The following is a 16,550-nucleotide window of genomic DNA, read 5'->3' on the forward strand; positions in this document are numbered from 1 at the left end:
AACTGTACGAAGTGGAATGCTGTCTATTTACCCAGTTCTTTTCAGTTGATTGCTGAATCGATTGGATTATTGAGTGATTCCACTTTTGACTGTCCTGTTATTTACCAAAAATACATGCTTCTCCATTTTTTTCTTGGTATTTTTGTACCCAAGCATCGTGCGCTGCTAACTCTTCTTCTGATGCTAAAATGACAGGCGCTTGTATATCGATTTTTGCACGTGTTTGTTGCTCAGAAGATAAGTTTGATGTGTCTGATAAAGCATCCATGTCAAAGGAAACTTGTCCACCTGTCATGGCTAGATAGACATCAGATAAAATCTCGGCATCCAGTAAAGCACCGTGGAAAGTACGGTCACGTTGTGGAATTTCATAACGACGAACTAAAGCATCTAATGAGTTTTTTTGCCCCGGATGCTTACTTTTTGCCATTGCCAAAGTATCAGTGACACTACAGACTTCAGATAAAGCGACAAAGCCACTACGTTTAAACTCCATATCCAAGAAGTTCATATCGAAGCTTGCATTATGTGCAATAATTTCTGCACCTTCTAAATAGTCAAAAAGTACTTGGGCAACTTCATGATACTTAGGTTTATCTTTTAAAAATTCATCCGTAATACCGTGAATTGCTTCAGAGTCACCTACAGGTTTTTCAGGGTTAATATAAATGTGAATAGAGCTACCTGTGAGTTTACGATTGATCATTTCAATCGCTCCAACCTCTACAATACGGTCACTGTCTTGAAAATAAAAACCTGTGGTTTCTGTATCTAAAATAAGTTGTCGTGGACCTTCAATATCGAGTTTTTTTGGAGTAATGACAATATCAGGATGCTGTTGAGTATTTGTCGTTGAATGTTCTTGTTCTTTTGCTGCTGTTTCATGACTGAAATGTTGAGCAGAAGAAGATAAAGCATCTATATTTTCATGTTCTTCACTTTCACTGCTCAGTTCAATTTCTTCGGCTGTATCTTCATCTTCATTGACAAGATCAAAACCAAAAGGGTCATCTAAAAGCCAATCTGCTTCAACTTTTTTTTTATCTTGAGTCATGGTGGTCTTTGCTTGAGTTAAAAGTTTCTGAGTCGTGGTAATTTGAGTCTGGGTGATACCTTGCGCTGTATTTGATGCACCTAAATTGGCAAGTTGATCTGCCATTTCGTTGCCCGCATGTCCTGCATGTCCTTTAATCCAGTTCCATTCAATGTCACGACCTTTACATGTAGCATCGAGTTTTTGCCACAAATCAGGATTTTTGACATCTTTCCAGTTTTTCTTTTTCCAATTTTCAATCCATTCAGTGATACCACGTTTGACATAGTTAGAATCTGTCCACAAAATGAGCTTGGCATCTTTGGGGCAAAATGCAATGCCTTCAATAGCGGCTGAAAGTTCCATCCGATTATTGGTTGTTTCTCTTTCACCACCACACAGTTTATGTTCTTCTGTTTCAGTAATGATATACGCACCCCAGCCGCCTAATCCTGGATTGCCTTTACATGCACCATCGACATAAAGTGTGATTGTTTGAGACATAATGATAACCAATGAATGAAATTTAGTGTTGAACATCGTGAGCTAAGAATTTATTGTATACGCAAATCGCGTTTTCCACCGCTAGAACTCCGATTTTTTTAATTTTTTGTAACATTTGTAAGCAGTTTGCTTGCAATAAGTGCCTTGTATGAGCCAGATGCTCTACTAAAATGGCATGGATAAAATAATTTACTATATGTTGTTCGGAATCCTGTATGTCTAAACCAACCACGATTGTGTGGCAGTCCACTACTCCTGTTTTATTTAAATTATCATTCATGACAACAGCACTGGCTGCCATTGGTTTAATGACAGGGTGTTCTTCTTCTCAAACTGTGAGTAAACCACAGACGAGTAAGCAAACAGGAATGTTGGATGCAACAAGTCTGGACTCATTAGAAGATCTATTATCAGCAACTGATATGCGTGCTGTAGAGGGCGATCGTTTACTTATTTTAAAACATGGTGATGTCTGGAAACGTATGTCAGTCGGTTTTAAAATGAATGAAGATCGTTGGGATCCGCGTATTGATGCACAACGTAGTTGGTTTGCTGCACGTCAGCCTTATATTGATCGTTTAAGTGCCCGTGCATCTCGTTATTTATACCATACTGTCAAAGAAGCTGAACGTCGTGGTTTACCAACTGAATTAGCACTTTTACCTATTATTGAAAGTTCTTATGATCCCGCTGCAACCAGTAGTGCAGCCGCAGCAGGCATGTGGCAGTTTATCCCGAGTACAGGGAAAATTTATGGTTTAAGACAATCAGGTTTGTATGATGGTCGTCGTGATGTGGTCGAATCTACCCGTGCAGCTTATGAGTTTTTAGGAAGTTTATATAATCAGTTTGGTTCTTGGGAGCTTGCTTTAGCAGCATATAATGCAGGTCCAGGACGTATCCAACAAGCAATTAATCGTAATGAAGCGGCGGGTTTACCTACAGATTATTGGTCATTACGTTTACCACAAGAAACCATGAACTATGTACCACGTTTCTTGGCTGTGGCACAGATTGTAAAAAACCCACAAAAATATGGTGTAACACTACCTCCTATTGCCAATCGACCACACTTTAGAGAAGTGTCTGTGCCTGCTGGGGTACAACTGAATCAAATTGCTGCAACTACGGGTTTAAGCCGTGCAGAATTATATGCTTTAAACCCTGGGCATCGTGGTGAGGTTGTTGATATCTCCAGCCCAATGAAAATTTTAATTCCAGCAGATTTAAATCCAAATATTGATACAAAATTAAGAGGCTTACAGCCAAATTCAGGCTCATATTTAGCAAGTAATACGCCGACTTATGTGCCAGCACCGACTTATGTACCTGCAAATACAGGGACGCCTATAGCGCCAACCAGAACGAATCCACCTGTACTGAGTGCAAGTAATACAACTCCCCAACCTGTTACACCTGTCACAACAACAAAGCCTGTTACGCCTTCAACTGTAACTACAGTTAGAAATACACCACAAGGTGCTTCTGCTTTAGCGGCATTTGCCTCAGATGCTGTTATTCCAAGCGCACCTCGTATTCCTGTAGCCGTGACACAAGCCAGCAATGTAAAACCTGTTACAGTTGAGCCGCCATTATCTGCACAAGAACGTGAGCAAATTATGGCAGCAGTAAAAACTGAGGACGAAAAACTCACAGTTAAACAAGTGATTGATCCTCAAGCAACACAAGCTGAAAAAGATGAGGTCGTCAAAGAAATTAAAGCCATTGCGCCACAAGGAACTGAAATTGTTGATCCTTATGACGGTAAAATTAAGCTTACAGCAATTCAAACGAGTCAGTCTGTGGCTGAGCAACAAGGACGAGAAAATACAGTCGGCTTTGCTTATCCAAAAGGTGTAGCAGAAACCACAGCGAAAACATCAGAAGAAGCAAAATTAAATCAAGATAAAAACTTTGCCAAAACAGATAGTGAAGTTGTGGTGGTACCACCAAAAGGTAAACGTAGTACTTATACAGTGTTAGCTGGTGACACACTGGCAATCATTGCAATGAAAAATGGTGTAAATTGGCGTGATATTGCAAAATGGAACCAAGTTGATCCAAGTGGGACATTATTTGTTGGTGCAACTTTATATTTGTATGATGCTAAACCACAAGAAGCAGAAACACCATCAAGCTCAGTCAAAAAACCTGATCATACACCTGCAACGTATGTTGTAAAACCAAATGACAGTTTAACAGGCGTGGCAGAACAATTTAATCTGTCTGTTTCACAGTTGGCGAGCTATAATAATTTAACAACAACGAGTAACTTACTGGTTGGGCAAAAGCTTAACTTAAAAGATATAGGACAAGAAAAGCTCAGTGCATTAAATAAAACGCTTGTTCATTCTGACACCTCTAAACCTGAAGCAAAAATTAAGACGAAACCTTATGTCGTAAAACGTGGCGAATATCTGAAGATTATTGCAGATCGTTATGCTTTATCTGTACAAGAGTTAGCAGATTTAACCCCTGGTTTGGAAGTAGGTAATCTATTTGCTGGGCAAAAAATTAATGTTCCATTGCAAGAAATACAGCAAAGTGCTGAAAAACTTGAGTCGAAAGTTGTAGATCAAACTAAATTTAATAATGTCAAAGCTGAAACTCAGTATAAAACTGAAAGTTATCGTGTAAAAAGCGGTGATACTTTATCGAGTATTGCAGTTCAGTCTAAGATGAGTTTATCTGAGTTAGCCGCATTAAATAATTTATCTGTTTCAAAAGGCTTATTGGTTGGGCAAACCATTAAAGTGCCAGAAGGTAGTACGGTTCCAGAGAGTTATGTGGTTCAATCGGGTGATAGTTTGACGACTGTTGCCAATAAGTATAATTTGTCTTTAAGTCAAGTTGCTGATTTAAATGGTTTAAGTACAACAGCAGGTTTGTTTGTTGGGCAAAAACTAAAATTATCAGGTGAGCCTGTGCAAGCTGCAAAAACTAAGCAGATTGAACAGCCTGAAATCCAGAGTAATGAACGAAATGTAAGTAAAGATATACATATTGTGAAATCTGGCGAAACGATTGCTTCAGTAGCTAAGAAATATCATTTACAAGTCGCATTTTTAACCGAGTTAAATGGTTTAGCACGTAATGCAAGTTTACGTGCAGGTCAGCGTCTAAAAATTGATGGTGAATTATCGACTAAAGAAAGTAATGTCAAGGAAAAAGAAGAGCCAGTGACGAAAGTGACAGCTTCAACAAAAGCCTCGACTAAAGATACTGAAGCTTATACAGTAAAAGCAGGTGAGTCGCTCAATGTCATTGCGAGCCGTACTGGTGTTTCAGTGCAGGAGTTGGCAGCATTGAATAACTTAAATGCACGTTCAGGTTTGCAACGTGGGCAAAGTATTCAAATTCCAAAAACTGTGACTGAATATAAAGTCAAAAGTGGTGATTCTTTAATTCGCTTAGCCAGTAAATATGGTATAGCAAGTAATGAACTCGCTGAAATGAATAATATTCAGCCAAATACACAGTTGCGTATTGGAACTGTCATTCGAGTACCAAACTTATAATTGATCTATAAGTTGATTTAAAAGTAAAAGGATAGACTCAATATGCTATTGAGCTTTGCGTATGCGAAACAGCTAGGGGCAGTAGGGGTTTTATGTTGGATCGCAGGTGCATTATATGCAGCGCCTCAAACAACCCCTTATATTGCAATTCATACCACTGCAAAGTACGCAAATGCTCAAGCAATGCCGTATGCTAATCCAGTTGCTCCCAAAGGCGGTATGATTAGTCAGGCAGGAAATGGAACATTTGATAATTTAAATGGCTTTAATGGCAAAGGAACGAGCGCTGAAGGTACAAATTTTTTATTTGATACCTTGATGAGTTCATCACTCGATGAACCAAGTGTTATGTATCCTTTACTAGCAGAAAAAGTGACTTTTGATCCCGATAAAACCAAGTTTGTGATTTTTCATCTTAATCCCAAAGCGCGTTTTAGTAATGGCACACCTGTCACCGCAGAGGATGTTAAATTTACCTTTGATATTATTCAGAGTAAAGCCAACCCTGGCTTTCAAATGTATTTATCTGATTTAGAAAAAACAGAAGTATTGTCTAAATACCAAGTTAAAATGACGTTTAAATCAGATAATAATACAGAAATGCCTTTGATTTTGGCGTCTATTGCCATCTATTCCAAAGCAGACTGGAAAAATAAAGACTTTGCTAAAATTACTTTACAGCCAATTTTAGGTTCAGGACCTTATTTGATTGATCGTATAGATGCAGGACGTAGCATTTCCTATAAACGTAATCCAAATTATTGGGCAAAAGATTTAGCTGTAAATAAAGGACGCTATAATTTTGATCTTGTGAAATTTGTGTATTATCGTAACTTAGATATTGCTTTTGAAGGTTTTAAGTCGGGTCAATATACGTTTCATGAAGAAAAAATGTCTCGAAAGTGGACAACAGAATATAACTTTCCTGCGTTAAAAGCAGGTATGGTCACCAAATATATTTCTAAAACAGCAAACCCTGCACCGACACAAAGCTTTGTTTTTAATACGCGTAAGACACCTTTTAACGATATTTATTTTCGTCAAGCATTAAGTTATGCCTATGATTTTGAATGGTTAAATAAAGCTTTATTTTATGGGCAATATATTCGTTTAAACAGTTATTTCCAAAATAGTGAGCTTGCAGCCACAGGTCTACCATCTCAGCAAGAATTACAGATGATTCAGCCTTACTTAGCGCGTTTGCATCCTTTACAACGTCAAGGCGTTTTGGCAAATTGGAAATATCCACCTTCCGATGCCAGTGGGTTTAACCGTAATAATTTACTCGTAGCGCGAACTTTGCTGTTAAAAGCAGGTTATCGTTATCAAAATGCGATGTTGGTAGACCCAAAAGGGCAGCCTATTCGTATCGAGTTTATGATATTTCAGGAAAGTTTAAATCGAACCTTAATGCCTTTTGTGCGTAATCTTAAAAAACTTGGCATTCAGGTTTCTATTCGTCAGGTTGATGTTCCCCAATATATTGAGCGAATGCGCCGTTCAGATTTTCAAATGACCACCAATGTGATGCCTCAATCATTGACTCCAGGGAATGAACAAGCACAAATGTGGAGCAGTAAAGCAGCCGATGAAGTAGGGAATTATAACTATGCAGGGATTAAAAACCCTGTGATTGATGAAGCAATACAAGAAGTGATTCGTGCGCCAAATCGAGAGCAGTTAATCCTACGTACTAAAGTTTTAGATCGCTTATTGCGTTCAGGTTATTATCATATTTTGACTTATAGTAAAGACAGTGATTGGTATGCTTATTGGAGTATGTATCAACAACCAAAAGTGAAACCGCAATTATCACTGGGTTTGGACTACTGGTGGTCTGAGCCAAAACAAGCGCAAAAAATCAATCAATATTTGCGTAAACAATAATTTAGGCTGTATTTGATTGAAAATAAAAGCCATGCGCTTACAAGGAATGTCACATCAATGGGCACATACATTCTCAAACGACTTTTACTTATTATTCCGACATTATTTTTTATTTTATTAATTAATTTTGTGGTGATTCAATTGGCACCAGGTGGTCCAGTAGAGCAAGCGATACAGCAAGCTGAAAGCTTTCAAGGGATGGGGAATGCACCTGCGGGAGCAGAGGTGGTATCCGCTTCAAATAATCCTAGTCAATACCAAGGTGCTCGTGGTTTGAGTGATGAAATGGTTGAAAAAATCAAAGCACAATATGGTTTTGATAAATCTGCACCTGAACGATTTTGGATGATGCTCAAAGGTTATCTTCATTTTGATTTTGGTACCAGCTTTTTTAAAGATAAGCCCGTAACTCAATTATTATGGGAAAAAATGCCTGTGACGGTGTCTTTGGGCTTATGGAGTACTTTGCTGATTTATTTGGTTTCTATTCCATTAGGCATTAAAAAAGCCAAACAGCACGGTATGATTTTTGACAAATCAACTTCTTTGTTATTGGCAGTCGGCTATGCTGTTCCTTCCTTTGTATTTGCTGTTTTGTTGATTGTATTTTTTGCAGGTGGCTCTTATTTTCAGTGGTTTCCACTACAAGGCTTGGTCTCGGATGATTTTCATAGTTTAAGTGTATTGGGCAAAATTAAAGATTACTTTTGGCATATGACCTTACCTTTGATTGCGATTGTATTGGGTGGTTTTGCAGGTTTGACCTATCTCACTAAATATTCATTTATGGAAGAGTTAAATAAACAATATGTTTTGGCTGCACGTGCCAAAGGTTTAAATGAAAATCGAGTGCTCTATGGGCATGTTTTTCGTAATGCTATGCTGATTGTGATCGCGGGTTTACCTGAAGCTTTGGTGGGTATTTTCTTTGTTGGAAATCTATTTATTGAAATTATTTTTAATTTAGATGGGTTGGGTTTACTCGGCTTTGAGGCAATTACTCAGCGAGATTATCCTGTGATTTTTGGTACATTATTTTTATTTACCTTGTTAGGGCTTGTATTACGTTTGATTAGTGATGTGTTGTATCAAATTATTGACCCTCGTATCGACTTTGAATCAAGAGGAGCAAAATAATGTCTCCATTGATGCAAGCAAGATTTAAAAAATTTAAAAAAAATCGTTTAGGCTTTAGTTGTTTTATTCTATTTGCGCTTATTTTTATTTTATCTTTAGGTGCCGAATTTATTGCCAATGATAAGCCTTTATTGGTTAAATATGATCAGCATTATTATGCGCCTGTATTAAAAACTTATTCTGAAACGACATTTGGTGGTGTTTTTGAGAGTGAAGCAGATTATCGTGATCCTGCTGTGCAACAGTTAATTGATGCTAAGGGTTGGGCGATTTGGCCGATTTTACGTTATTCCTATCAAACACCAAATTTAGACTTGGCTGTGCCTCTACCTTCACCACCGACTGCACAAAATTGGTTAGGTACAGATGATCAAGGACGTGATGTTGTCGCACGAATTTTGTATGGTTTAAGGATTTCTTTGTTATTTGGTTTGGCTTTAACGTTATTTGCTTCAGTGATTGGTATTTTTATCGGCGCAATACAAGGTTATTACGGTGGTTGGGTTGACTTAATTGGTCAGCGCATATTAGAAGTGTGGGGTGGTTTGCCAACACTCTTCATGATTATGATTTTAGTGAGTTTATTTACACCAAGCGTATATTGGCTATTTTTGATTATGTTGGTTTTTGGTTGGCCAGCGTTGGTTGGCTTAGTGCGTGCTGAGTTTTTACGCGCACGAAACTTAGACTATGTTCGTGCTGCACGTTCTTTAGGTGTGCGTGATGGGACGATTATGTTTAGGCATATTTTACCTAATGCGATGAGTTCAAGTTTATCGCAGCTTCCTTTTATGTTGACCGCAAATATTACAGCATTAACTGCATTAGATTTTTTAGGTTATGGTTTACCACCAGATGCAGCATCTTTGGGTGAGTTGTTGTTACAAGGCAAAAATAACTTAAATGCGCCATGGTTGGCTTTATCGGGCTTTTTTACATTGGCTTTGGTTTTATCTTTGTTGATTTATATTGGGGAGGCGACACGTGATGCATTCGATCCAAGACGTCAATAAAGACGCAAAATTAGTATTATCTGTGCGGCATTTAAGTATTCAAAATCAACAACATGATTTGGTGCAAAATTTAAACTTAGATTTACATGCAGGAGAAACGATTGCCATTGTGGGTGAGAGTGGTTCAGGTAAATCTATCAGTAGTTTAGCAATGCTAGGTTTATTGCCTGAACATTTAAAAGTTACAGGTGAAGCCAATTTAAATGGGCAAAATTTATTACAAATGAATGAGACACAGTTACGTCAAATTCGTGGTAAAAAAATTGCGATGATTTTTCAAGAACCTATGACGGCTTTAAATCCATTACATCGGGTTGAAAAAATTATTGGTGAGCCTTTGTTGTTAGAGGGTATGCCTAAAAATAAAGTGCGTAAACGTGTGATTGATTTACTCACAGATGTGGGCATTCCTGAACCTGAAGAAAAGTTAAGTCGTTATCCTCATGAGTTATCAGGTGGGCAAAGACAGCGTGTGATGATTGCAGCAGCTTTGGCATTAGAGCCTGAAATTATTATTGCAGATGAGCCAACTACAGCTTTAGATGTGACTTTGCAAGCGCAGGTGTTAAATTTATTACAGCTCTTGATTGTAAATCATGACATGGCAATGATTTTAATCAGTCACGATTTAAATTTAGTGAAACGTTATGCCAATCAAGTCATTGTAATGAATAAAGGTCGAGTTGAAGAAAAAGGTGCGGTGAGGGATATTTTTAATACACCTAAGGCGGACTATACGAAGCATTTACTTGATCATGATTTTGGTATTGCAAATCCTGTACCACGACAAGACCCTTCTGCATTGGTGTTGTCCTTACATCATGTTGGTGTCAAATTCCCCATCAAACAAGGCTTGCTGAATCGGGTAAAAGACTATTTTGTTGCTGTTGAACCTTTAGAATTGAGGTTACATCAAGCAGAGTCAATCGGAATTGTGGGGGAGAGTGGTTCAGGTAAAACGTCTTTGGCTTTGGCTGTAGCGCGTTTGATTGACAGTGATGGCTTAATCGTCTTATTAAATCAAGATCTAAATAGGCTCAAAGAGTCAAAGTTGCGTCCATTACGTGCTGAATTTCAAATGGTTTTTCAAGATCCATTCAGTAGTTTAAATCCACGTATGACGGTAGAACAAATTATTGGTGAAGGCTTGGCTTTGAAAAAACTCAAAGCAGATGAAATTCAAAAACACATTACAGAAGCTTTGTTAAAAGTTGAACTTCCTGCTGAATTTATATCACGTTATCCACATGAATTATCGGGTGGGCAACGCCAACGTGTTGCATTAGCACGTGCTTTGGTTTTACGTCCAAAATTAATTATTTTTGATGAGCCAACATCGGCTTTAGACCGTACTACACAGCGAGCCATAGTAAAGTTATTACGTCAGTTACAAGCAGAGTTTCAAATCAGCTATTTATTTATTAGTCATGATTTACAGGTTGTCAAAGCATTGTGTCAAAAAGTTTTAGTATTGCGTCATGCTAAAGTCATAGAGTTTCAGGATACTGAATCTTTATTTAAAAACCCTAAAACTGACTATACTAAGCAATTGATTTCAGCGAGTCAGTATTAAAATAGCGCAGCGTTTAAGTTTGGCATGCAATTTTGACATGAGATATTGTCAGATTTTGCTTGACCATTTTTTTAAATAATTTAGAGTAAATATTCTAAAAATAGATTAGAGATGCACCATGAGCCATATTGCACAATCATTTAAAATACGAAATACCACCTTTAAAAATCGCATTATTAAAGGTGCAATGAGCGAAGCATTAGCAAACCATGCAGGTCAACCGAATAAATTACATTTAGGTTTATATGATGCATGGGGTAAGGGTGGTTTAGGCTGTGCGATCACAGGTAATGTCATGGTGGATTTTCGTGCCAAAAACGAACCTGGTGTGGTTGTGGTTGAAACAGAGCGTGATCTAGAAAAACTCACAGCATGGGCAAATGTCGGTAAAAAGCATGACATGGTGCAACTGATTCAGTTGTCACATCCTGGACGCCAATGCCCACGTGGTCTAAATAAAGAAACCGTTGCACCTTCTGCTGTGGCATTCAGCCCAACGTTGGCAACGACATTTGGTACACCACGTGCTTTAGAAGAAGCTGAAATTCTGGATATTATCCAACGTTTTGCTGAATCTGCACGAATTTGTGAAAAGGCAGGTTTTGAAGGTGTACAACTGCATGGCGCACATGGTTATTTGATTAGTCAGTTTTTATCGCCATTGACCAATAAGCGTCAGGATCAATGGGGTGGTTCCATTGAAAACCGTTCACGCTTTTTATTGGAAATTTATAAGGCAGTTCGTGCTAAAACCTCAGAAAATTTCATTGTTTCCGTTAAATTGAATTCGGCAGATTTCCAGCGTGGCGGTATTACTGAAGAAGAAGTGATTCATGTCTTTAAAGCCATTGATGCGGCAGGCATTGACTTAATTGAAGTGTCAGGCGGAACCTATGAAGCACCTGCGATGGCGGGTGCCAAGGCGGATAAGCGTAAGGCGAGTACCATTGCCCGTGAAGCATATTTCCTCGATTTTGCAGAAAAAATTCGTAAAGAAGTCAAATGCCAACTGATGGTGACGGGTGGTTTCCGTACTGCACAAGGTATGAATGCAGCTTTGGACAGTGGTGCATGTGAATTTATCGGGATTGCCCGTCCTTTGGCGGTAGAAACAGATGTCAGCAATAGTTTGATTGCCGGGCGTGATGTACGCTATGCCGTGGAGCAAATTAAAACGGGTATTCCATTTGTTGATAAAATGGCAATCATGGAAATTCTCTGGTATGCAGCGCAGTTTAAGGCGATTGGTGAAGGCAAACAGCCAAATCCTAAATTATCGCCATTAAAAGTCTTCTTGAACTACGCCAAAAATAATGTCAAAGCTGTGATTCAAGGGCGAGTGAATTCACGTAAATCAGCTTAATGGGCTTTATTCCAATATAACTGAAAATGCTTGGCAGACCATTGTCCTTTCGCTTTTGCACGCTGAAAGGCGGGTCTGCTTTCTATTTGTCTCAGATAGGCATTGATATGCACATAGTTTTGAAATGTCTGATCCAGCTGTGTACAGGCAAATAAGGGAAACCACAATAAAATATCAGCAGCCGAAAAGCGTTCTCCTGCGATCCATGGATTAAGCTTAAGTTGTAGCTCAATCTGCTGCATGTGTTGCTGTAGTGCGTTATTTAAATAGCCCTGATCAAAACCATATTTAAATACTTTGGCAATAAAACGAACTGGAAATGGCGTATGTTGCACGATTTGTGCAAAAATTTGTTTGAGTGCCACATTTGGCATAAAAGAAGCATCTGCACAATTTTTCCAATAATAAAAATCCGCAAGCTGCTTATTTTCCATCATATAATGTGTGGCGAGCTGTGTAGATTGCTGGCAAAGAAAATCTACAATGGCTGTGGTCTCTGCCAATACCAAGGCGGATTGTGCAGGCGGAGCATACACCAAAGTTGGAAATTTTTTAAAGAGATGAGGGTGTTTAGGATGGTCTTGTTCTGGTAAATGTTCTGTAAAAGTCACGATTTCATAGTCAAGATTTAATTCTTCACATAACCAAACGATGCGTTGCGAGCGTGAGTTTTGTAGATGATATAAAGTGATGTGCATTTGATTGCTACTTTTTAAAATAATGCTTGATGTCAAATTGCGAAACGCAAGGTGATTTTAAAAATAATATGAGTAAATTGAAGTGATGTCTCGATTAATTAATACAATATTTTATCTGATTTTAATGCTCAGTTGCAGCGCTGTATACGCAATACCATTACAGACTGGCGATTTGATTTTTCAGACCTCTAAGTCTGCACAGAGTCAGGTGATCCAACTGGCAACGCATTCACCTTATAGTCATATGGGAATGTTGGTGAATAAAAATGGTCGATTATGGGTTTTGGAAGCAATCCAACCTGTGCAATACACGCCATTTGAGGCGTGGGTACGGCGTGGTGTGGGGCAAAAATATGTCGTCAAGCGTTTGATTCAAGGTTTAAACTCAAAACAACAAGATGCTTTAATCAAAAATGCAGAACAATATTTAAATAAACCTTATGATATTTATTTTGAATGGGATGATCGTGCGATTTACTGCTCTGAAATTGTGTGGAAAGCCTATAAAAATGCTTTGGCAATAGAATTGACACCCTTGCAACAATTAAAAGCGTTTGATTTAAGTCATTTAAAAGTCAAAGCTTTAATGAAGCAGCGCTATGGTGAACATATTCCATTGCAAGAACAAGTGATTAGCCCTAAAGCACTGTTTGATTCTCGATATTTAAAAACAGTGTATAGTCGATAGGCATAAAAAAACCTGAGTCATGATGCTCAGGTTTTTTTATAAGAATGTAAACATTCTAGAATATGGCGACCCTACGGGGATTCGAACCCCGGTTACCGCCGTGAAAGGGCGATGTCCTAGGCCTCTAGACGATAGGGTCAATAAGATGAGGCATACCTTTGAATTTAGAAACTAAACCATAAATTAATGGCGACCCTACGGGGATTCGAACCCCGGTTACCGCCGTGAAAGGGCGATGTCCTAGGCCTCTAGACGATAGGGTCGTTTCAGAGGTGGGCGTATATTAGGGTGAATACGTGGATGTGTCAAACACTTTTCAGCAATAAAAAAGAAAAAATAACTTGAATGTATAAATATAAAACAATATTTTAGATTTTGGTTAAATCTAATACAATTTTGGGGCTGGGTGAACTACAGTTCTTGAAGAATAGCTTGAATGACAGCAGGATTTTGTAAATAACCAGCAATATTATGTGGACGGTCAATAAATGTCCGAATACGTTGATTTAGAATATGAGGTTCAAAATTAAAAGGTGCAGCGCTTAAAGGAAAAGCACTTAAAAAATCGTTTTGAGAATAAAAATTGAACCAATCACCCTGTAAAATTGTTGGATGCAGAATAGGATGTAAAATTTTGGCTTGAATGACACGAAAAGCTAAGGGGGACGCGAGTGTAATAAAACGTTGTATATTATATTTCGGATCCAGTTGTTGTAATAAATTATAGGCAATCACAGTACCAAGTGAATGTGCAACAATAATATGTGGCTCATGTTCATCTAAACACTTTAGCACCCGTTGATGTACTTCTTGTAAAAAGTCTGAATTATCTAAATATAAATAAGTTTCAATCAGAAAACGATGAATCATACTTTCATGCAGTTGAGGAAAATGATTTAAAAGTAATACAAATTCTTTTAATGCACTGTCTTTGATCATCTCTGATGCTAAATAGAGTTGTGTTTTAAGTGCAACAGGTTGTTGAGGAGAAAGTGTCGGAATAAATGGAGGAGGGTGAATAGAAAGTGTAGGCGGCTTTTTAGCAAAATATGGGACATGAAAATTAAGTAAAAATTTAGGCAAGAGCATTTCTAGATCAAAATGATTACTCAAATGATGTGTGGTGATGAGATCGCCATAAAATGCCAATTGAATATTTAATGGAGATTTGAGCGCAATTTGCTGAGCATTTATACCTTGCTGAAGAATATCACACCAATATCTTTGTAGAGATTGTGCTGTGTGGTTTTGTTGATTCATGCCATGAATAAAAATAATTTTCATTAAAATTTTAAAAATGGTTTTTTTTTAATTCAATATAGCAATTGTCATCATCATTAGGGAATTTAAAATATAAAAAAAGTGCAGCTTACGCTACACTCTTTTAGGCTCATTGCTTTTGTTTAGTTATTATTATTTTGATTTATAAAAATAAGCATAACTTGCATAACAACCTGCAATAAACACTAAACAACTGATAAAGCCAACATGCATTTCGGGGTCAAACACCATACTAATTCCTGTAATTAAACAGAAAATAAATCCTAAAATTGGAATAATAGGAAAGAAAGGTACGGAAAAAGCAAGATCGGATTTACGATGTCCTGCTTTATACCATGTACGACGAAAATTAAATTGACTCCAGCAAATACTCATCCACACAATTACCATTGTAAATGCTGCAATTCCTAATAGATTTTTAAAAATCTTTTCAGGTGCAAATTGCTCAGACAATAAGCCAGGCATTGCACCTAACATGGTCACTAACACTGCAATATAGGGAATACCACGAGCATTTAATTTAGAAAATATAGCAGGGAGCTGTTTTTTTGCGGATAACGACCACATCATGCGTGAAGCTGCAAATAAACCTGAGTTTGCTGCTGATAATAATGCCGTAATAATCACAAAACGAATAATATCTTCAGCATAAGGAATACCAATATGCGTAAACACTGTAACGAATGGGCTACTACTAACACCTTCAGCATTTAAGCCTGCCAGTTCATGCGGAAGAAGTGCACTAATTACAATGATTGTACCCACGAAGAAAATTAACAAACGCCACAGTGCAGTATTAATCGCTTTAGGTACATTTTTTGCGGGATCTTTGGTTTCGCCTGCTGCAACGCCGATCAACTCTGTGCCAGAAAAGGCAAAATTAACAATTAACATTGTGGTAAAGATAGGAAACAGACCTTGTGGAAACCAGTCTCCTGCTGTTAAGTTGCTAAAAAGAGGTGCAGTGCTATAGCCGTCATAATGAATGACACCAAAAATAGCCAGTAAACCTAACAGAATAAAAGCAACAACGGTCACTACTTTGATTAAAGAGAGCCAGAACTCAGATTCAGCAAACCAGCGTGTCGAACTCATGTTGAGTATAAGTACAATAGCTGCAAAAATAAGTGTCCATAACCACATAGAAACTTGTGGAAACCATTCTTGCATCAATAAGGCGGCGGCGGTAAATTCGGTACCCAAAGTTGCTGACCATGTTAACCAGTACAGCCATGTCACAGTATAACCTGTTGCAGGACCAATATATTTTTGAGCATAAGAGCCAAAAGAGCCTGATTCTGGCATGTGTACAGCAAGTTCGCCCAAACAGAGCATCACCATATAGGCAATAATACCACCCAAAATATAGGAGATAATGGCACCAATAGGACCCGCTTGAGCAATAACTTCACCAGAGCCTAGAAATAAGCCTGTGCCTATTGCACCACCTAGTGAAATCATCACCAAATGTCGAGTACTCATTGCACGTTTTAATTGTGCAGAATCGTCCTGAGTTTGGTTGTCATTCTGAGTATGAGATGGCTGCATAAAAAGTAATGAAAGATAAATAGGAAGCGCAGTATTGTAGGTGTTATTGCGTTAGAGTTCAAAGCCGAACTGATAAATTCAGTGTAATTGTATAGACTGTTTGAACAATTAATAAAGTTGGGTGTTAAAAAATAGGCAAGATAAGATGCAAACAAAAAATGCTTGGAGTTCTAAGGAAATTGAGATGAGTATATGAAATACTAAAAATAGATGGCGACCCTACGGGGATTCGAACCCCGGTTACCGCCGTGAAAGGGCGATGTCCTAGGCCTCTAGACGATAGGGTCGTTTAGAAGATGGCGCTATC

At 38.0% G+C, this 16,550-nt stretch carries 11 protein-coding genes and 3 tRNA genes; 7 read left to right on the forward strand and 7 right to left on the reverse strand.

The window, feature by feature from the left end:
* Positions 1-97: 97 nt before the first annotated feature.
* Positions 98-1,537, reverse strand: a complete 1,440-nt coding sequence (dnaQ, locus tag HX124_RS04890) for a DNA polymerase III subunit epsilon (protein ID WP_286382119.1) — start codon at positions 1,535-1,537, stop codon at positions 98-100.
* A 215-nt stretch (positions 1,538-1,752) separates the two neighbouring features.
* Between dnaQ and HX124_RS04895 the strand changes: the two genes are divergently transcribed.
* From HX124_RS04895 to HX124_RS04920, 6 genes are all read left to right on the forward strand, one after another.
* Positions 1,753-5,055: a LysM peptidoglycan-binding domain-containing protein gene (locus HX124_RS04895; protein WP_286382120.1), complete on the forward strand. Its 3,303-nt coding sequence runs from the start codon at positions 1,753-1,755 to the stop codon at positions 5,053-5,055.
* Positions 5,056-5,097: 42 nt separating this feature from the next.
* Entirely contained in the window at positions 5,098-6,942 is a 1,845-nt protein-coding gene (locus HX124_RS04900) for an extracellular solute-binding protein (RefSeq protein ID WP_286382121.1), read from the forward strand.
* 57 nt (positions 6,943-6,999) lie between these two features.
* Positions 7,000-8,079, forward strand: a complete 1,080-nt coding sequence (locus HX124_RS04905; RefSeq protein ID WP_107006458.1) for a microcin C ABC transporter permease YejB — start codon at positions 7,000-7,002, stop codon at positions 8,077-8,079.
* Positions 8,079-9,092, forward strand: a complete 1,014-nt coding sequence (locus tag HX124_RS04910; RefSeq protein ID WP_107006459.1) for an ABC transporter permease — start codon at positions 8,079-8,081, stop codon at positions 9,090-9,092. Before HX124_RS04905 ends, HX124_RS04910 begins: the two co-directional genes overlap by 1 nt.
* A complete protein-coding gene (locus tag HX124_RS04915; protein ID WP_286376588.1) occupies positions 9,067-10,665 on the forward strand; it encodes an ABC transporter ATP-binding protein in 1,599 nt (532 codons plus the stop codon). The genes HX124_RS04910 and HX124_RS04915 overlap by 26 nt, the downstream gene beginning before the upstream one ends.
* Before the next feature lie 118 nt (positions 10,666-10,783).
* Entirely contained in the window at positions 10,784-12,028 is a 1,245-nt protein-coding gene (locus tag HX124_RS04920; RefSeq protein ID WP_107006461.1) for an NADH:flavin oxidoreductase/NADH oxidase family protein, read from the forward strand.
* On the opposite strand, the gene HX124_RS04925 is transcribed toward HX124_RS04920, so the two are convergent.
* A complete protein-coding gene (locus tag HX124_RS04925) occupies positions 12,025-12,726 on the reverse strand; it encodes a glutathione S-transferase (protein WP_286382122.1) in 702 nt (233 codons plus the stop codon). The genes HX124_RS04920 and HX124_RS04925 overlap by 4 nt on opposite strands.
* Before the next feature lie 85 nt (positions 12,727-12,811).
* Here HX124_RS04925 and HX124_RS04930 point away from each other — a divergent pair, with 85 nt between their 5' ends.
* Complete coding sequence (locus HX124_RS04930) at positions 12,812-13,414, forward strand: YiiX family permuted papain-like enzyme (protein ID WP_286382123.1); 603 nt, start codon at positions 12,812-12,814, stop codon at positions 13,412-13,414.
* 63 nt (positions 13,415-13,477) lie between these two features.
* On the opposite strand, the gene HX124_RS04935 is transcribed toward HX124_RS04930, so the two are convergent.
* The 5 genes from HX124_RS04935 to HX124_RS04955 form a co-directional block, all read right to left on the reverse strand.
* Positions 13,478-13,553: transfer RNA gene (locus tag HX124_RS04935), tRNA-Glu, on the reverse strand.
* A 48-nt stretch (positions 13,554-13,601) separates the two neighbouring features.
* Positions 13,602-13,677 (reverse strand) — tRNA-Glu (locus HX124_RS04940).
* 148 nt (positions 13,678-13,825) lie between these two features.
* Positions 13,826-14,698 (reverse strand): lipase family protein, encoded by an 873-nt coding sequence (locus HX124_RS04945; RefSeq protein ID WP_286382124.1) that lies wholly within the window; start codon positions 14,696-14,698, stop codon positions 13,826-13,828.
* Between the two features lie 129 nt (positions 14,699-14,827).
* On the reverse strand, positions 14,828-16,243 hold the full coding sequence (locus HX124_RS04950; protein ID WP_286376531.1) for an amino acid permease: 1,416 nt from the start codon (positions 16,241-16,243) through the stop codon (positions 14,828-14,830).
* A gap of 211 nt (positions 16,244-16,454) precedes the next feature.
* Positions 16,455-16,530: transfer RNA gene (locus tag HX124_RS04955), tRNA-Glu, on the reverse strand.
* Positions 16,531-16,550: the final 20 nt, after the last annotated feature.

The sequence above is a fragment of the Acinetobacter sp. 226-1 genome, from assembly GCF_030329325.1.
Taxonomy (GTDB): Bacteria; Pseudomonadota; Gammaproteobacteria; order Pseudomonadales; family Moraxellaceae; genus Acinetobacter; species Acinetobacter sichuanensis.

Excerpts from the sequence above, each read along its gene's own strand:
- dnaQ (WP_286382119.1), bottom strand. The coding sequence starts at position 1,537 with ATGTCTCAAACAATCACACTTTATGTCGATGGTGCATGTAAAGGCAAT.
- HX124_RS04895 (WP_286382120.1), top strand. The coding sequence starts at position 1,753 with ATGTCTAAACCAACCACGATTGTGTGGCAGTCCACTACTCCTGTTTTA.
- HX124_RS04900 (WP_286382121.1), top strand. The coding sequence starts at position 5,098 with ATGCTATTGAGCTTTGCGTATGCGAAACAGCTAGGGGCAGTAGGGGTT.
- HX124_RS04905 (WP_107006458.1), top strand. The coding sequence starts at position 7,000 with ATGGGCACATACATTCTCAAACGACTTTTACTTATTATTCCGACATTA.
- HX124_RS04910 (WP_107006459.1), top strand. The coding sequence starts at position 8,079 with ATGTCTCCATTGATGCAAGCAAGATTTAAAAAATTTAAAAAAAATCGT.
- HX124_RS04915 (WP_286376588.1), top strand. The coding sequence starts at position 9,067 with ATGCATTCGATCCAAGACGTCAATAAAGACGCAAAATTAGTATTATCT.
- HX124_RS04920 (WP_107006461.1), top strand. The coding sequence starts at position 10,784 with ATGAGCCATATTGCACAATCATTTAAAATACGAAATACCACCTTTAAA.
- HX124_RS04925 (WP_286382122.1), bottom strand. The coding sequence starts at position 12,726 with ATGCACATCACTTTATATCATCTACAAAACTCACGCTCGCAACGCATC.
- HX124_RS04930 (WP_286382123.1), top strand. The coding sequence starts at position 12,812 with ATGTCTCGATTAATTAATACAATATTTTATCTGATTTTAATGCTCAGT.
- HX124_RS04945 (WP_286382124.1), bottom strand. The coding sequence starts at position 14,698 with ATGAAAATTATTTTTATTCATGGCATGAATCAACAAAACCACACAGCA.
- HX124_RS04950 (WP_286376531.1), bottom strand. The coding sequence starts at position 16,243 with ATGCAGCCATCTCATACTCAGAATGACAACCAAACTCAGGACGATTCT.